The following is a 15,481-nucleotide window of genomic DNA, read 5'->3' as shown; positions in this document are numbered from 1 at the left end:
GGGTCGGCACCGAACAAGCATGTGCCGCTCGTCACATGCTAAATTGAATTAAGCATTCAACGCAAGGTGTGACGCCATGAGGCTGAGATTCAGGTCATTATGGCAGTCAAATCCAAAATCGAATTTTGTTTCCACCCAAAAGCTGCGTAAACCCAGTGGTAGCCAGCAATGATCGACGACGAAGTGAGGATCATGAACCAGGAAGTCACCGCCTTTGAAGCCGCCGTGGCGCGAATCAAAGCAGGATCCCATCCACACGCTGAAGCCAAGGCGCTGTACGAAGATTTGGGCGTCGATGAAAGGCTTGGACTGCTCGACGGCGACACGCCCTTTTGGGAGGGCATGGCCGAGATTGCGCGTGGATACAACCAGCGGCCTTATGTCCACGGAGAAGTAGCCCGCTTGGGTGTTCCTGGCATTCGCTTCGTTGACGGTCCCCGCGGTTGCGTACCTGGACAAGGCACTGCGTTCCCCGTTTCCATGGCGCGGGGAGCCACTTGGGATCCGTCGTTGGAGGAGAAGGTGGGGGAGGCCATCGGCCGGGAAGTCCGCGCACAGGGCGGGAATCTCTTTGGCGGAGTGTGCATCAACTTGCCGCGGCATCCCGCGTGGGGGCGGGCGCAAGAGACGTACGGCGACGATCCCCACCACTTGGGCGAGTTCGGGGCGGCCCTGACGCGGGGAGTCCAGAAATATGCCATGGCATGCGTGAAGCACTTTGCCGTGAACTCCATGGAGAACGCGCGGTTCCATGTGGATGTAACCATCGACGAGGCAACGCTCCACGAGATGTACTTGCCGCATTTCAAGCGCTCGATCAACGAGGGTGCGGCTGCGATCATGGCTGCGTACAACTCAGTGAATGGTGATTGGTGTGGCCAGAACACCTACCTCCTCACTGAGGTCTTGCGCGATCAGTGGGCTTGGGATGGAATCACGGGGAGTGATTTCATCTTCGGCCTGCGTGACGCGGCTGCCTCCCTCAATGCGGGGCTGGATGTCGAAGAACCCTTCTCCCAAGTCCGCGGGATGCACCTGCGCAAGGCGTTGGAGGATGGGCAGACCTCCTGGGAGTACGTGGAGCGTGCCGGATTGCGCCTGCTGACGGTCCAGCTCAGATCCTACGCAGCTTGCGTGGAACAGGATCCGCCCGTTGCCGTCATGGCCAACGCGGAGCACCGCGCCTTGGCTCGAGAGGTAGCGGCCCGTGCCATGGTGCTCCTGAAAAATGCCACGGGCGGCGGAGCGGCAGTCCTGCCCCTTGATCCGGACACGGTCCAGAGCATCGCCGTGATCGGACGCTTGGCTGTCCGGCCGAACATGGGGGACCTCGGGTCATCCAACGTCCACCCGCCGAGCGCGACGACGCCGCTCGAAGGCATCCGCGCCGCATTCCCCGGAGCAAGAATCATCGTCGTGGACCAGGACGATCCGGAGGCCGCCGCGAAGGCGGCCCGCGAGGCCGACGTCGCGATCGTCGTCGTCGGCTTTGACGAGCGGGATGAGGGCGAATTCATCGGAGCCGGCACACTGACCGACCCTGAACTCCTGGGGCTCTTCCCGCCCCGGCCCGCCGGCGTCGAAATGCCGAAGCCCAAGAAGGGCGCGGGGATGACCGCGGGCGAAGGCTATGGCGGGGACAGGACTTCCCTGCGCCTGCGTCCCATCGACGAGGAAATCATCCGTGCCGTGGGTGCCGCGAATCCGCGCACTGTAGTGAATGTCGTGGCCGCTGGCGCTGTCATCTCCGAAAACTGGCGCCACAACGTGCCTGCGATCGTCATGATGTGGTACCCGGGAATGGAAGGCGGCCATGCCTTGGCCGATGTCCTCACCGGTGCCCACAACCCATCAGGCCGTCTTCCGTACTCCATCCCCACCTCGGAGGAGCACCTTCCCGCCTTTGACCGCGACGCACATGCCATGACCTATGACCGGTGGCACGGCCAGCGGCTGCTCAACAAACTTGGCGTGGAAGCAGCCTTCCCCCATGGATTTGGGCTGTCCTACACCACCTTCGGCATCCGGGAGGGAAGCGTGACATCGGGCCCCGACGGAATCACGGTAAATGCCACGGTCGCCAACACCGGGGAACGCGACGGACACCACGTGGTGCAGGTCTATGGACAGCGCACCGATGGAATCCATGCCGGCGAATGGTTGCTTGCGGGGTTCCTGAGCGTGTTCGTCCCGTCGGGCAGGACAATCGACGTCGCCGTTCCGGTTTCGCTCACGGCCCTGGGCTCATGGAACCCGGCGACGAAGTCAATCGAAGCACCTGCGGCCACGTCCGTCCTGTTCAGAGTCGGCGCCCACGCCGAAGATCCACAAGCCCTTCACTTGGCAGTCGCAGCCAGCCGTCCGCAACCGTGAGTACCTACACTGCGAAATCACCACCCACCGCTTCCGAAAGGCCCTTCCGTGACATCAACCTCCGTGGCGCCGCAGCCAGGCGCCCTCCTGCAGACTTCTGTCAGCCGGTTCAGCGCCGAGTACCGGACTGACTCGGCTTTCGTGGCCGAATCACGGCCGCGGCTCAGTTGGGTGATCGCCACAGGCAGCAGGGATTGGCTGCAGGTGCGGGCCGAACTGCGGCTTACCCGGGGCGGAACCGCGGAGTCAACTGTTCACGAAGGCCCTGAATCGGTGCTGGTGGAGTGGCCCTTCGGGGCTATCGCCGCTGGCGAGCAGGTGGCAGTCGAGGTGCGCGTCACAGGGAACGACGGCGGCACAACCGCCTGGAGCGCGCCCCTGACCTTGGTGGGCGGTTACCTTGGAGGGCCATGGCAGGCCCAGTCCATCGGCCTGCCCGTCCCTGCTGGAGTGGAAATCCCGCTTGGACAGCCTGGCCAGTTGCGGCACGAATTCATGGTGGGGCCGGGCTTGGCAAAAGCCACCTTGTTCGCCACCGCACACGGTGTCTACCAGGCCGAAATCAATGGCTCAGAAGTGGATGACCAGGTCCTCAAACCGGGCTGGACGGCCTATGCTGACCGCCTCAACCACGAAACCACCGACGTCACTGCGCTCCTCAGACCGGGGTCCAACGCAATTGGTGTGTGGCTCGCGGGCGGCTGGTACACAGAAAAGTACGGCTTCCACGGCCTCGCCAAACCGTTCTACGGTGAGCAGCCAGCCGTCAAAGTGGAACTGCATCTCGAATACGCAGACGGCACGCAGCGGACAATCGCCAGCGGCCCGGAGTGGCGGGGCACCACGGCAGGCCCACTCGTTTCCAGCGGCATCTACGCGGGGGAAGCCTTCGATGCGCAGCGCATGGAGGCCTGCTGGTCATCGCCGGGCTTCGATGACTCGCACTGGCTTCCTGCTGCCGTGGACTCCGGATCTTGGGCGGAAGCAACGCCCGCCGTGGCACCCCCAGTCCGCAGGATCGAGGAACTGCCTGTCAGGGAAGTCCTGACCACACCTTCCGGCGCCACCGTCCTGGACTTTGGCCAGAACTTGGTGGGACGCCTGCGGATCCGCGTGAGCGGCGACGCCGGACATCGAATCACGCTCCGCCACGCGGAAGTCCTGGAGGATGGTGAACTGTCTATTCGACCGTTGCGCTTGGCCTCCGCTACAGACAGCTACACGCTCGCCGGAACCGGCGAAAATGGCTGCGGCGAAGATTCTGCGGCAGAAGAATGGGAGCCTCGCTTCACGTTCCACGGGTTCCGCTACGCCCAGGTAGACAACTGGCCCGGCGAGCTGGACCCGGCGGCGATTACCGCCGTCGTCATCCACAACGATATGCGCCGCACCGGCTGGTTCGAGTGCTCGGACGGAATGCTGAACCGCTTGCACGAGAACGCCCTGTGGGGGATGCGCGGAAACTTCCTGGCGCTGCCCACGGACTGCCCCCAGCGCGACGAGAGGCTTGGCTGGACCGGAGACATCCAAGTCTTCAGTCCCACGGCCTGCTACCTCTACGACTCCCTCGGTTTCCTTAGTTCCTGGCTGCGGGATCTCGCCATCGAGCAAAACCACCGCAACGGCGTGGTGCCCATCATTGTTCCTGCGGTGCTCGGCATGCTGAAGTCGCCGGTGGCCGCCTGGGGCGACGCGGCAACCGTGGTTCCGTGGGTGCTGTATGAACGATTCGGTGACCGCGGGCTGCTGGGCAAGCAATATCCAAGCATGTGCGCCTGGGCCGATGCGTTGCTCCGTGTCCGGGACAGTTCCGGGTTGTGGCAAGGCCAGATGCAGCTGGGCGACTGGCTTGACCCGGCCGCGCCCCCGGACAAGCCCGGCGCGGCCCGCACTCACGGCGACATCGTGGCCAGCGCCTACCTTTTCCGTTCCTTGGACCTCACGGCCAAGGCCGCAGCCGTGCTGGGAGCCGACGACCACGGCAAATACGCAGCGCTGGCCGAAGACGTGCGGAAGGCGTTCCTGTCCGAGTACGTCACGCCTTCAGGGCGGATGGTCTCCGATGCGCAGACGGCCTACTCGCTGGCCCTGATGTTCGGCATCAGCACGGAACCGGTCCAGCGCCAGGCCCTTGGTGACCGCCTTGCGGAACTCGCCCGCTTGGGCGGCTACCGGATCGCCACCGGCTTCGTGGGCACGCCCCTCATTGCGGACGCACTGACCGTCACCGGGCACCTGGACGCGGCTGAGCGCTTGCTCACCCAGACCGAATGCCCGTCCTGGCTGTACCCCGTCACGAAGGGCGCCACCACCATTTGGGAACGCTGGGACTCCATCCTGGAGGACGGCACCGTCAACCCCGGCGAGATGACCTCTTTAACCACTACGCGCTCGGTGCCATTGCCGACTGGATGCACCGCACCGTGGCGGGCCTGGCACCGGCAGAGCCCGGTTACCGGAAACTGCGCATCGCCCCGCGTCCGCTCCGCAGCCTGCTGCATGCCAACACTGCGCTCGAGACGCCCTACGGGCTGGCCCGCGTGGCTTGGAAGCGCGGTGGCAACGGGATCGTTGTGGGAGCGACCGTGCCTGCGGGGACCAGCGCGGTTGTTTCCCTGCCGGACGGGTCTGAAGATTTCGAGGTCGGCTCTGGCCAGTACACCTGGGACGTGCCCGACGCCGGGCCGGCAGTTGCGCCGGGCACTGTGTCTCTGGACTCCCCACTGTCCGCCATCATCGACGATCCCGAGGCCTACGCAGCAGTCTGGCAGGCCATTGACGCCCACGATCCCGCCGCGGCTGCCCAATTCCGCAAGGACACCGTCTGGTACCGCCAGACGACACTGGACCAGGGGCTGATCTTCACTCCGGCGCCCATCAAGGAAGACATCGGCTCCGCACTATTGGCACTGAGCCGCACACGCGCCGCCGCAGCCCGCACTACACAAGAACCGTCCTATGTCTCACGAGAACCCTGAGAAGGCAACGATGACCACTTACACCGCGAAATCCCCACTCATCGCCGTAATGCGCCATTCCGAAGGGAACCGCATCGTAAAGGAGCGGGTCCCCTCGCTCGTCAACAGCCCGCTGCTGCATACCTTGTACTTCCATGAGGTGGGTTTGATCTTGGGCACAGAGCCGGGGCTCCGTGGAAAGCCCGAGGAAGTGGCGGAGATCCTGCGGTTGATCGAGTCGCTTGAGCCGGAGGACCTCGTCGCCCGACGCGCCGCGGCAGCGGCCGTCGACGTTCCCCCTCCGTCCGGAGACTATGAGCCGGAGTCAGTGGAGCGCGGCAGCGCGGTAGCGGAGTATCCGACGACGGCGGCCGCCCAGGAGCGTTTCGAGCTCACCCTGGCGGGTCCCTCGGACGGCAACCCGTTCACCGAAGTGGAGTTGCGGGCAGTGTTCACGTCTCCGTCGGGCGGCACGCTTAGTGTCCCTGGGTTCTATGACGCCAACGGCGTGTATCGCGTGCGGCTGTTGGTGCCGGAGGCAGGGGAGTGGTCGTTCAGCACCACCAGCAACGCGCGGTCGCTGGACGGCGTCACCGGCGCGTTCACGGCTGGCGAGGCCGCTGCCGGCTCCAAAGGTGTGGTCCGCGTGGCGAAGACCTTCCACTTCGCCTACGAGGACGGCACCCCGTACCTGCCCATCGGCACCACGTCCTACGCCTGGACCCATCAGGGCGACGCGTTGGAGAAGCAGACCCTGGACACCCACGCCGCCGGGCCGTTCAACAAGATGCGCATGTGCGTTTTCCCGAAGTCCTACCTGTTCAACGAGAACGAACCGGAGCTGTACCCGTTCGAGGGCTCCTTGTTAGCCGGGTTCGATTACGATCGGCCCAATCCGGAGTTCTACCGGCACCTGGAACACAGGATCGCCCAACTGGACGGGCTTGGCATCGAAGCGGACCTGATCCTGTTCCACGCCTACGACCGTTGGGGCTTCTCCACCATGAGCCCGGGCCAGGATGACCGCTACCTGAAGTACGTCGTGGCGCGGCTGGCCTCGCACCGGAACATCTGGTGGTCCTTGGCGAACGAGTACGATCTCCTGTTCCGCAAGACCACCGCCGACTGGGAGCGTTTCGCCGGCATCGTCCAGGCCAACGATCCCAACGGGCACCTGCTGTCCATCCACAACTGCCATGCGTTCTACGACTACTCCCGGCCGTGGATCACGCACAGCAGCATCCAACGCCAGGACGTCCACAAGACGGCCGAGTTCACCCGCGAGTGGCGGGACCGGTGGCAGAAACCCGTGGTCATCGACGAGTGCGCCTACGAGGGCAACATCGACCAGGGCTGGGGCAACATCACCGGCGAGGAAATGACGCGGCGGTTCTGGGAGGGGGCAATCCGTGGCGGCTACGTCGGACATGGCGAAACGTACATGCATTCCCAGGACATCCTTTGGTGGGCCAAGGGCGGGGAACTGCACGGCAGCAGCCCGGACCGGATCGCCTTCCTGCGCCGCATCCTCGAGGAAACCCCGGGCGGATTCCTCGAGCCGCTTCCCGGCGCCTGGGACGTCCCGGCCGCGGGCATCCGGCACGAGTACGAGCTCAGCTACTTCGGCTTCAACCAGCCCACGTACCGGAACTTCGTGATGCCCGCCGGTCGCGTCTACGAGGTGGACATCATCGACACCTGGAACATGACCATCGACACCTTGCCGGACACGGTTGAAGGACGCTTCCGCCTCGAGCTGCCCGGCCGCCAGTTCATGGCCGTGAGGCTCCGCGCCGTTGGCTAGGCCCAAGTAACTCGCACTAGGTGTCGTTTTGAGCCCCCAGAACGACAACAACTGCGAGTTAGTTGGGTGGGCCTAGCGCCGCGGGAGGGCGCTACGTCAGCAGGGTGTTCACCAGGCGCGCGGCCACCTTGGCGGTCCGCGAATCGATATCGAACTCGGGGTTTAGCTCGGCAACATCAAGGTGCAGCAGCTTGCCGCTGGCGGCCACCTGCTTGCACACCGCGCTGATGATGGGGAGCGGAACGCCATACGCCGCGGGAGCGCTCACACCAGGGGCCACCGACGCCGGCAGCACGTCGAGGTCAATCGTCAAGTACAGCGCATCCACGGTGTGCAGGAACCGCGCCACGAAGTCCTGCACGGCCTCCGCGGAGCAGTCCTCGTCCAGGAGGTACCTCGCACCTAGCCGGTCTGCCGTGTCGAAGAGGGTGCGCGTGTTGTTGGGTTCGGAAATTCCGACGACGGCGTAGTTCAGTTCGCGGCCAGCGGCGGCTTCCGCGCGTGCCATCTGCAGGAACGGCGTGCCCGAGCTCGGCACCGGCTCGTCCCGCAGGTCGAAATGCGCATCCAGGTTCAGGACTCCGAGGCGCTTGCCGCTTTTTACGGCCCCCGAGCCAGCCACGCCCAGGTAGCTGGCGAAGGCGGTTTCGTGCCCGCCGCCGAGCAGCACAGTGAGGTTGCCGGCGTCGAGAAATTCCGCAATCACGCGACCAGCGCGCTCCTGGCCCGACTCAAGGGAACCGTCCTCCACCACGACGTCGCCGGCGTCGAACACCTCCCGGCCCAGATGGAAAGCCAGCGGACCCAAGGCACTCCGGATCGCCTTCGGGGCGGCCGCCGCGCCAATCCGGCCCTTGTTGCGGCGCACGCCTTCGTCACTGCGGAAGCCCACGACGACGGCGGGCCGGGGGTCCGCTCCTGTCGCGCCGGAGGCGACACCGCCGGGAGTGTGGGGCACCACGGCTTGCCACCAGCGGCGGTGCTCATCGCCGTCGCCGTCGAAGCGGCCGGTCCACGGCGCGGGGCGGACATCGGCAATAGCGGGGGAAATCTCCATTATTCAAGCACAGCGCATGGCGGCGTCGAGAAACACGGTTTGCACGCCGCGGGTGTCCGGTATACCGGAAAGGGCTACTTGACGCCCAGGATCTCTTCGACCGAACCTATCCCGAAGAACAGCAGGAATGCAGCGGCCACGGCCCACATGAGCGGGTGCACTTCACGCGCGCGGCCCTGGAAGGTCCGGATCAGGGCGAAGGAAATGAACCCGGCGCCCAGGCCGTTGGCGATCGAGTAGGTGAACGGCATGAGGGCCATGGTCAGGAACGCGGGAATACCCACACCCCAGTCCTGCCAATGGATCTTGCCCACCTGGGACACCATCATGAAGCCCACCACCACCAAGGCCGGGGCGACGGCTTCGAACGGGACCAGGTTGATGAGCGGGGTGAAGAACATGGCCACCAGGAACAGCAGGCCAGTCACGATTGAGGCCAAGCCGGTCCGGGCACCCTCGCCGATGCCGGCACCTGATTCCACGAAGATCTGGTTGGAGGACACGGACGAACCGCCACCGATGATCGCGCCAAGGGCGTCCACCTGCAGGACACGGTCAACATTGGGGATGTTTCCGTGCTTGTCGATGTTTCCTGCTTCCCTGGCCAGGCCCACCATGGTGCCCATGGCGTCGAAGAAGATGCTGAGGAGGATCACGAACGCCAGCAACGTGGCGGCGATGAAGCCAAGGTGCTGGAACGCACCAAGGGGGTTCGCCTTACCGATGAGGGACAGGTCCGGGGCAGCCCATTCGGTGAACTTGGGCGCAACGAGGGACCAGCCGCGGGGGTTGTAGGTCTTCCCGTCGAAACTCGGACCGATGTGCAGGGTGAATTCGAGGATTGCGGCGAGGGCCGTGGAGGCGACGATGCCGATCAGGATGGCGCCACGCACTTTGCGGACCACCAGTGCGATGGTCAGCACCAGGCCCACGACGAACACTAAAGTGGGCCAGCCAAGCAGCTTCCCGTCGACGCCCAGGCCCAGCGGGACCGTGGTGCCGGCGGCGTCCGGAATACGGCGCACGAAGCCGGCATTGACGAGGCCGATCAAGGCGATGAAAAGCCCGATACCCACCACGATCGCCGTCTTCAGTGCTTCAGGAACGGCTTTGAAGACCGCGGTCCGGAAACCCGTCAGAACCAGGATCAGCATGGTCAGGCCCGACAGCATCACGAGGCCCATCATGTCCGGCCACGTCAGGCCGGGATGCGAGGCAATCGTGACGGCCACGAAGGCGTTGACGCCCAGCCCGGTGGCCACGGCGAAGGGGTGTTTGGCCCACGCCCCCATGAGGATGGTCAGGATGCCAGCTACGAAGGCGGTGGTAGCGGCGACCGCGGGGAAGCCGAGGGACGCGCCGCTGGAGTCCGCCCCGGAGAGGATCAAGGGATTGAGGACCACGATGTAGCTCATGGCAAAGAAGGTGGCGAAGCCGCCCCGGATTTCCCGCGAGTAGTTGGACCCGCGCTCCGAAATCTTGAAGTAGCGATCGATGGCTGAACCCTGTTTGAGCATGAAGGTCTCCGGGAATCGGGGAAGTGTGCTCTCAAATCCTATGCCCGCGGCTTCGGCCCTCCCGCGAATTCGCCTAGTCTTGTAAGGAATCCAACACCAAGGGAGTCACTCGCCCATGCGTCCCATCCGCCAGCTGCTCGCCGTCGTCGTCGCTTTTACCGCGGTTCTTTTCTCGGCCGCCCTGTTCTCAGCGGCACCGGCCTTCGCGCACGACGTCGCCGAGTCAACATCGCCGGCTAACGGCTCAACAGTTGGCAGCGTCCCGGACTCCGTGTCGGTCACCTTCAACAACCGGCCGCTCCTGCTCGGTTCGCAGATCCGGGTCAACGACGCTTCCGGCCAGAGCTGGGCAGATGGTTCCGTTGAAATCGTGGACGCGGTGGTGTCGCAGAAGCTGCGCCCCGGCGCCCCTGCCGGGGCATTTACCGTCATCTGGCGCGTTGTCAGCTCGGATTCGCACCCCATCGAGGGCACCTTCGCCTTCACCGCGAAGGCAGGAAGTACGACGGCGGGCGGCGCCTCCTCGAGCACCCAGCCCACCGCTCCAGTCCCCACGGCGGGCACAGTCCCGCCGGGTTCGACCACGACGCCGGACAGGGCGCCTGATGCTTCCCAGCCGTTCCCTTGGAGCATTGTGGTCTTCGCAGCGGTGGCCGCGGGGCTGCTGGTGTTCCTGGGCGTGACCGCACGACGCCGACTAGCAAACGGGGATTCTGAGGACTCTGATCCTGCGGGGGACGACGAACCCGAGGAAACGTAGGGAGCCGTCTCTTCAGAGCGGGCTAACTAGGCCAGGGCGGGAACCGCCGCAAACGTGCCGGTCAGGGCCGCGTGGACGCTTTCCGGGTGCACCTTGGCCGAGATCGCCTGACCCACCACCTTGGCTTGGCGCAGGACTTCCTTAGGCGTGGGCGTTGCCAGTTCGCCGACGCCCACCAAGTACATTCCAATCGCACGCATGGCCGCGACCAGGTTCTGGCCGATGGCGATGCCAAGTTCGGCAAGCATCCGCCGCAACTGGCTCTGTCCGCAGCGGGTGACAACAATATGGTCGGCCAGAAGAACTCCGCTGGCCGTGTGAACAGCCCATTGGTGCGACGGCACGCCGGGCGAGGCCAAGTCCAGTCCGACTGAACTGGAAATCACTGCGCTTGAAACGGTGGCGTCCGAATTCAGGGAGCCCAGGGCAGCATCGTCCACGCGGTCAAGGCGGACGGCCCGGGTGGTGTTTCGGACATCGAGGCCATGGCTGGCCGCGTAATTGCGCAGGTGCCTCAGGATTTCGTTGCGTTCCTGAAGACCTGCGGCGTCGGCTGCGTCGCATCGCTGCAGGATGCCGGTGTTGAGCTGCTGTGGGGCTCCGGGGGCTTGCAATCCGTCCACCACGATTGCATCCACGCCGTACCGGCTAAGCTCGCTGGCCACGGCCAGGCCGGACATGCCGGCACCGATGACCACAGCGGTGGTGCGTTCCGTACTCGCGGCAGGCATGGTTGACACAGCTTGGCTCCTCCGTGAAAGGTGCGTTGCCGTAGGCAACACCTGATGGCGTCCGAGTCCCCAAGCGGTCGCAAATGATGGCCGTTGATGTGTTGAAAAACACGATCCCCGGTCACCAGTGCCTCGAACATTACAGAAGAAATCGCGTGCTGGATAGCCCAAGCATCGGCATGTCCGCCAATGCATTTTTCACTATCCGTTGTGGCCGAATCCAAGGCGCTCCGGCGGGTTTCCACATACGCATCTTCCCGCTTGATTCGGCCCTTGCAAACGAGAATAGTGAGCATTGGAGACCGCAACTCACGGCAGTCAAGCGAGAAACACGTTGTGGGTGCGGCCTCTGGCAGAATAGCCGCAACATCAGCCAGTAGTGCGAGGAGGCGGGCCCCATGGACCAGCACGGCAAACACTCTGAAAGCCATCACCCAGAGACCGAAGGCAACAGAGAGGAACCATCGATTGCCCCTGGCGGGATCGTGGTGGGCGTTGACGGCAGCGAACACGGCCAATGCGCCCTCATTTGGGCTGCCCGCGAGGCCGAGCGCAGGCAGCTTCCCCTGCACGTAGTCACGGCATACTCGGTCCCCATCTTCGCGGCTTCCGGCTTGGACGGGGGATATGCAACAGTGGATGACTCCGTTATCCGGGACGGCGCCGAGGCGATCGTCAAGCAGGCCCTTGAGAAAGTTTCAGGCTACGCCATCGACGTCGATGGCTCGGTGGAAAACGGAGATGCGTCTGGCGTGCTGCTGGACCTGTCCGAAACAGCGGAACTCCTGGTCTTCGGCACCCGGGGACGTGGTGGGTTCGTGGGCAGGCTCTTGGGATCGGTGAGCAGCGCCCTTCCCGCGCACTCCAAGTGCCCCACCGTGACCGTCCCGCTTTTCTGCGCGGACCGCTTGGGCGAAACCACGGAGGACAGGCACATCAAAGCTGAGCGTGCCAAGGCTGGACCCCACGTGATCGAGAACGTCGTGGCAGTGGGCGTGGACGGCTCGGAGCAGGCCCGCGTTGCCGTGTTGGAAGCCGCCGAGCAGGCCCAACGCATGGGCGCGAAGCTGCGCGTCATTTGTGCCGTACCCGAGTACAGCGGCTCGTTGGCCTGGGTTCCGGCGCCCTTGGACCGGGAGGCCCTCTTCAAGGACATCAGGGTCCAGCTGGATGCAGGATTGGCATGGCTTAAGAGCCACTTCCCAACGCTACCTGTCGAAACCCAGTTGCTGGACGGTTCGCCCGTCGAGGTTCTCGTGGAAGTGAGCCGCGGCGTGGAACTCGTGGTGCTCGGCACGCGCGGGCGGGGAGGTTTCGCGGGGATGCTCCTCGGTTCAACGTCGGACGGCGTCTTGCATCATGCCAAGGGTCCCGTGCTGGTTGTTCCTGACCGCGAGGATCCGAGGCTGGCGGACCGCGTCAAGTTCGGTCCCATGCTTGCCGCATAACGGTAAAGCGGCCAAACAAGAGGCAAGCACCCAAACACTGGCGGAGGCAGGCGCGATGGAGGAAGATCCAGGGCCGGAGGAGGCGCCGCGCTTCATCCTCGAACTGCGCCGGATCCGGGCATCCATGCTTCCCGAGGTCGGCGGCAAAGCTGCCAACCTCGGCGAGTTGATCTGGGCGGGACTTCCGGTCCCGCCCGGGTTTTGCCTGACCACGGAGGCCTATCGGCGCGCATTGCAGCGGGAGGCAAGCCCCGAGTCAGCCCTCTCGGATGTTCTCCACAGGCTTGGGGACGTGGATCCTGGCGACCTTGAGGGGCTCGCATCCCTTGCGGCGCGCGCCAGGGATGCGGTGCTCGACGCCGGGATCCCTGCCGACGTCGAGGACGCCGTCCGCCAGGCCTACGTCGCGCTGGGCCCGGAATCGGCGGTGGCCGTCAGGTCCTCCGCGACGGCGGAGGACCTGCCCTTTGCGAGTTTCGCCGGGCAGCAGGACACCTACCTGAATGTCGTAGGGGCCGACGCCGTGCTGCAGGCCGTCCGTAGGTGTTGGGCCTCGCTGTGGACTGATCGGGCGGTCAGCTACCGGGCAAGCAACGGGATTGACCAGGCTGCGGTGACACTCGCCGTCGTCGTTCAACGCATGGTGGACGCTGATACTGCCGGGGTGCTGTTCACGGCCAATCCGGTAACCGGACGGCGCCGCGAGGCAGTCATCGACGCCAACCCCGGACTCGGTGAGGCCGTGGTCTCAGGCGCGGTGAATCCAGACCACTTTGTGGTGGACTCGCTCACCGGCAGGATCACGGAGCGAAGGATCGGGGATCGGAAGCTCGTAATTCGCTCCCTTCCCGGAGGCGGTACCGAAAGGATCGATTCGCCCGGGACCCACGGCGCGACGGCTTCGCTGGACGCCGGCGGGCCGGCCGGAGGAGCTTGCCTCAGCGACTCCCAAATCAGGGCACTCGCTGCCCTCGGCCAGCGCGTCGAGGAGCACTATGGAGAACCCCAGGATAACGAATGGGCCATCGATGGCGATGGCAAGCTGTGGCTCACCCAAGCCCGCCCCATCACCACGCTCTACCCGCAAATGACCCGCCAACCGGCAGTCACCGGCCCCCACGCGTACCTTTGCTTCAGCCTCGCCCAAGGCCTCACGCGTCCGCTGACTCCCATGGGCCTCGCGGGCATCAGGCTCATGGCGTCTTCGGTAGCTGGCGCGGCGGGATTCCGGGTTCCTGAACCGCGGAAGGGGCCTTCGCCATACTACGAGGCCGGGCAGCGCATCTATTTTGATCTGACCTCGGTGCTCCGGAGCACTACGGGCAGGGCCATCGTGCCCAGGGTCTTCGATGTCATGGAAGCACGCTCGGCGGCCGTCATGCGCGCCCTGTTCGAGGACCCCCGTTTCGCCGTCACCAGCAAGACGCCCTTCAAGCCGATCAGGCATGTGGCCCCAATCGTGTTCCGCTTCCGCCTTCCGGAGATCCTGTTGCGCGCCCTTTTTCGGCCGAACGTTGCCCTGGACAAGGTTCAAGGACTAGGCCACAACCTGAAAGCTGCGCTCGAACTATCCGCCGATTCCACCCCCCGTCAAAGGCTTGACCACGCTGAGCGGATACTGGGCGAAAAATTGTTCCCCATACTGCCCAACACCTTGCCTCCGGTAGCGCTCGGCTTCGCGATGATGGGGTTGGTCCGGAAACTACTGGGCGAACAAGCCTCCTGGGGTGAACTCCAGACCGTCATCCGCGGCCTGCCCAACAACGTCACCACTGAAATGGACCTTGCGCTGTGGCGGCTCGCAACCAGCATCCGCGACGACCCGGCTTCTGCGGAGATCCTTACCAACAGCGACCCCGAGGCTCTTGCGGAGAGCTACCACGACGGCGGGCTGCCGGGCGTCGCGCAATCGGGATTGGCCTCGTTCCTGCGCGACTACGGGCACCGGGCCATCGCGGAAATCGATCTGGGCATGCCCCGCTGGTCCGACGACCCCACCCACATCATTGGCGTCCTGGCCAATTACCTTCGCCTGGACGATCCTCGCCTGGCGCCGGACAGACAGTTCGAGAAAGCCGCCCACGACGCCGAGGAACAGGTTGCGGTGCTGGTGGCCCGTGCGCGGTCCAAGAGTCCGCTCCATGCCAAAATCGTGAAAATGGCACTCGCGCGGACGCGCATGTTCGCAGGACTGCGCGAGCTACCCAAATACAACCTTGTGCTTGCCTTCGCCGCGGTCCGCGCACAGATTTCGAAGGTGGGAGAGACCCTCGCGGACGCGGGAAGCATCGATCACGCCGGAGATGTTTTCTTCCTGGATTTCAATGACGCCCGCCTCGGCCTGGACGGCGCGGACCTCCATGACGTAGTAATGCGGCGACGGGAAGATTACGAGCTTGAGCTGAAGCGCCGGCATGTACCACGCGTGCTGCTCTCGGACGGCACGGAGCCGGAAGCCCTGCCCTCCGGGCTGCTCGGCCGCACTGGCGCTCCGGCGGGCGCACCGATGCCGGATGGCGCGTTGCTGGGAACTCCGGCTTCGGCGGGAACGGTGACTGCGGTAGCCAGGGTGATCATGGACCCGGTGGGTGCTCATCTCGAACCCGGGGAAATCCTGGTGGCTCCCTCCACCGATCCCGGCTGGACGCCGCTCTTCCTGACTGCCGGGGGACTGGTGATGGAGATGGGTGGGCCCAACTCCCATGGCGCCGTCGTAGCGCGTGAGTACGGGATTCCGGCAGTCGTGGGCGTCCCGGATGCCACGTCCCGGATCAGCTCCGGCCAAACGATCACGGTGGACGGCGCCACCGGGACGGTAGTCCCGGAGAGCTGAG

Annotated in this window: 9 protein-coding genes and 1 pseudogene; 7 read left to right on the top strand and 3 right to left on the bottom strand. The window is 64.9% G+C overall.

The features are described 5' to 3' along the window. Positions 1 to 168 precede the first annotated feature (168 nt). From OW521_RS06385 to OW521_RS06370, 4 genes and pseudogenes are all read left to right on the top strand, one after another. Positions 169 to 2,373 (top strand): glycoside hydrolase family 3 protein, encoded by a 2,205-nt coding sequence (locus tag OW521_RS06385; protein WP_268023869.1) that lies wholly within the window; start codon positions 169 to 171, stop codon positions 2,371 to 2,373. Positions 2,374 to 2,421: 48 nt separating this feature from the next. Continuing rightward, positions 2,422 to 4,692, top strand: a pseudogene (locus OW521_RS06380) (family 78 glycoside hydrolase catalytic domain); the annotation flags it as partial. Continuing rightward, positions 4,644 to 5,351 (top strand): alpha-L-rhamnosidase C-terminal domain-containing protein, encoded by a 708-nt coding sequence (locus tag OW521_RS06375; protein ID WP_326494035.1) that lies wholly within the window; start codon positions 4,644 to 4,646, stop codon positions 5,349 to 5,351. The pseudogene OW521_RS06380 and the gene OW521_RS06375, both read left to right, overlap by 49 nt. Before the next feature lie 10 nt (positions 5,352 to 5,361). Continuing rightward, positions 5,362 to 7,134 carry a DUF5605 domain-containing protein gene (locus OW521_RS06370; RefSeq protein WP_268023867.1) on the top strand — a complete coding sequence of 591 codons (1,773 nt, stop codon included), beginning with the start codon at positions 5,362 to 5,364 and terminating at the stop codon, positions 7,132 to 7,134. A 91-nt stretch (positions 7,135 to 7,225) separates the two neighbouring features. Here the strand turns inward: OW521_RS06370 and hutG are convergent, their stop codons facing one another. Continuing rightward, positions 7,226 to 8,191, bottom strand: coding sequence for a formimidoylglutamase (gene hutG / locus OW521_RS06365; protein ID WP_268023865.1), 966 nt, complete (start codon positions 8,189 to 8,191; stop codon positions 7,226 to 7,228). Positions 8,192 to 8,265: 74 nt separating this feature from the next. Then, positions 8,266 to 9,708 (bottom strand): NCS2 family permease, encoded by a 1,443-nt coding sequence (locus OW521_RS06360; RefSeq protein WP_268023863.1) that lies wholly within the window; start codon positions 9,706 to 9,708, stop codon positions 8,266 to 8,268. Positions 9,709 to 9,823: 115 nt separating this feature from the next. Between OW521_RS06360 and OW521_RS06355 the strand changes: the two genes are divergently transcribed. Beyond that, positions 9,824 to 10,468 carry a copper resistance CopC family protein gene (locus tag OW521_RS06355; protein WP_268023862.1) on the top strand — a complete coding sequence of 215 codons (645 nt, stop codon included), beginning with the start codon at positions 9,824 to 9,826 and terminating at the stop codon, positions 10,466 to 10,468. Between the two features lie 26 nt (positions 10,469 to 10,494). On the opposite strand, the gene OW521_RS06350 is transcribed toward OW521_RS06355, so the two are convergent. Next, the gene (locus OW521_RS06350) at positions 10,495 to 11,199 is read right to left on the bottom strand and encodes an FAD-dependent monooxygenase (RefSeq protein WP_268025717.1); all 705 of its coding nucleotides are present in this window, start codon (positions 11,197 to 11,199) and stop codon (positions 10,495 to 10,497) included. 398 nt (positions 11,200 to 11,597) lie between these two features. On the opposite strand from OW521_RS06350, the gene OW521_RS06345 reads away from it, so the two are divergent. Both OW521_RS06345 and OW521_RS06340 read left to right on the top strand, forming a co-directional pair. After that, positions 11,598 to 12,647 (top strand): universal stress protein, encoded by a 1,050-nt coding sequence (locus OW521_RS06345; protein ID WP_268023860.1) that lies wholly within the window; start codon positions 11,598 to 11,600, stop codon positions 12,645 to 12,647. A gap of 55 nt (positions 12,648 to 12,702) precedes the next feature. Further along, complete coding sequence (locus tag OW521_RS06340) at positions 12,703 to 15,480, top strand: PEP/pyruvate-binding domain-containing protein (RefSeq protein ID WP_268023858.1); 2,778 nt, start codon at positions 12,703 to 12,705, stop codon at positions 15,478 to 15,480. Position 15,481: the final 1 nt, after the last annotated feature.

It is taken from the genome of Arthrobacter sp. MMS18-M83, from assembly GCF_026683955.1.
Classification (GTDB): Bacteria; Actinomycetota; Actinomycetes; order Actinomycetales; family Micrococcaceae; genus Arthrobacter.
This window is presented reverse-complemented; position numbering and strand designations above follow the sequence as displayed.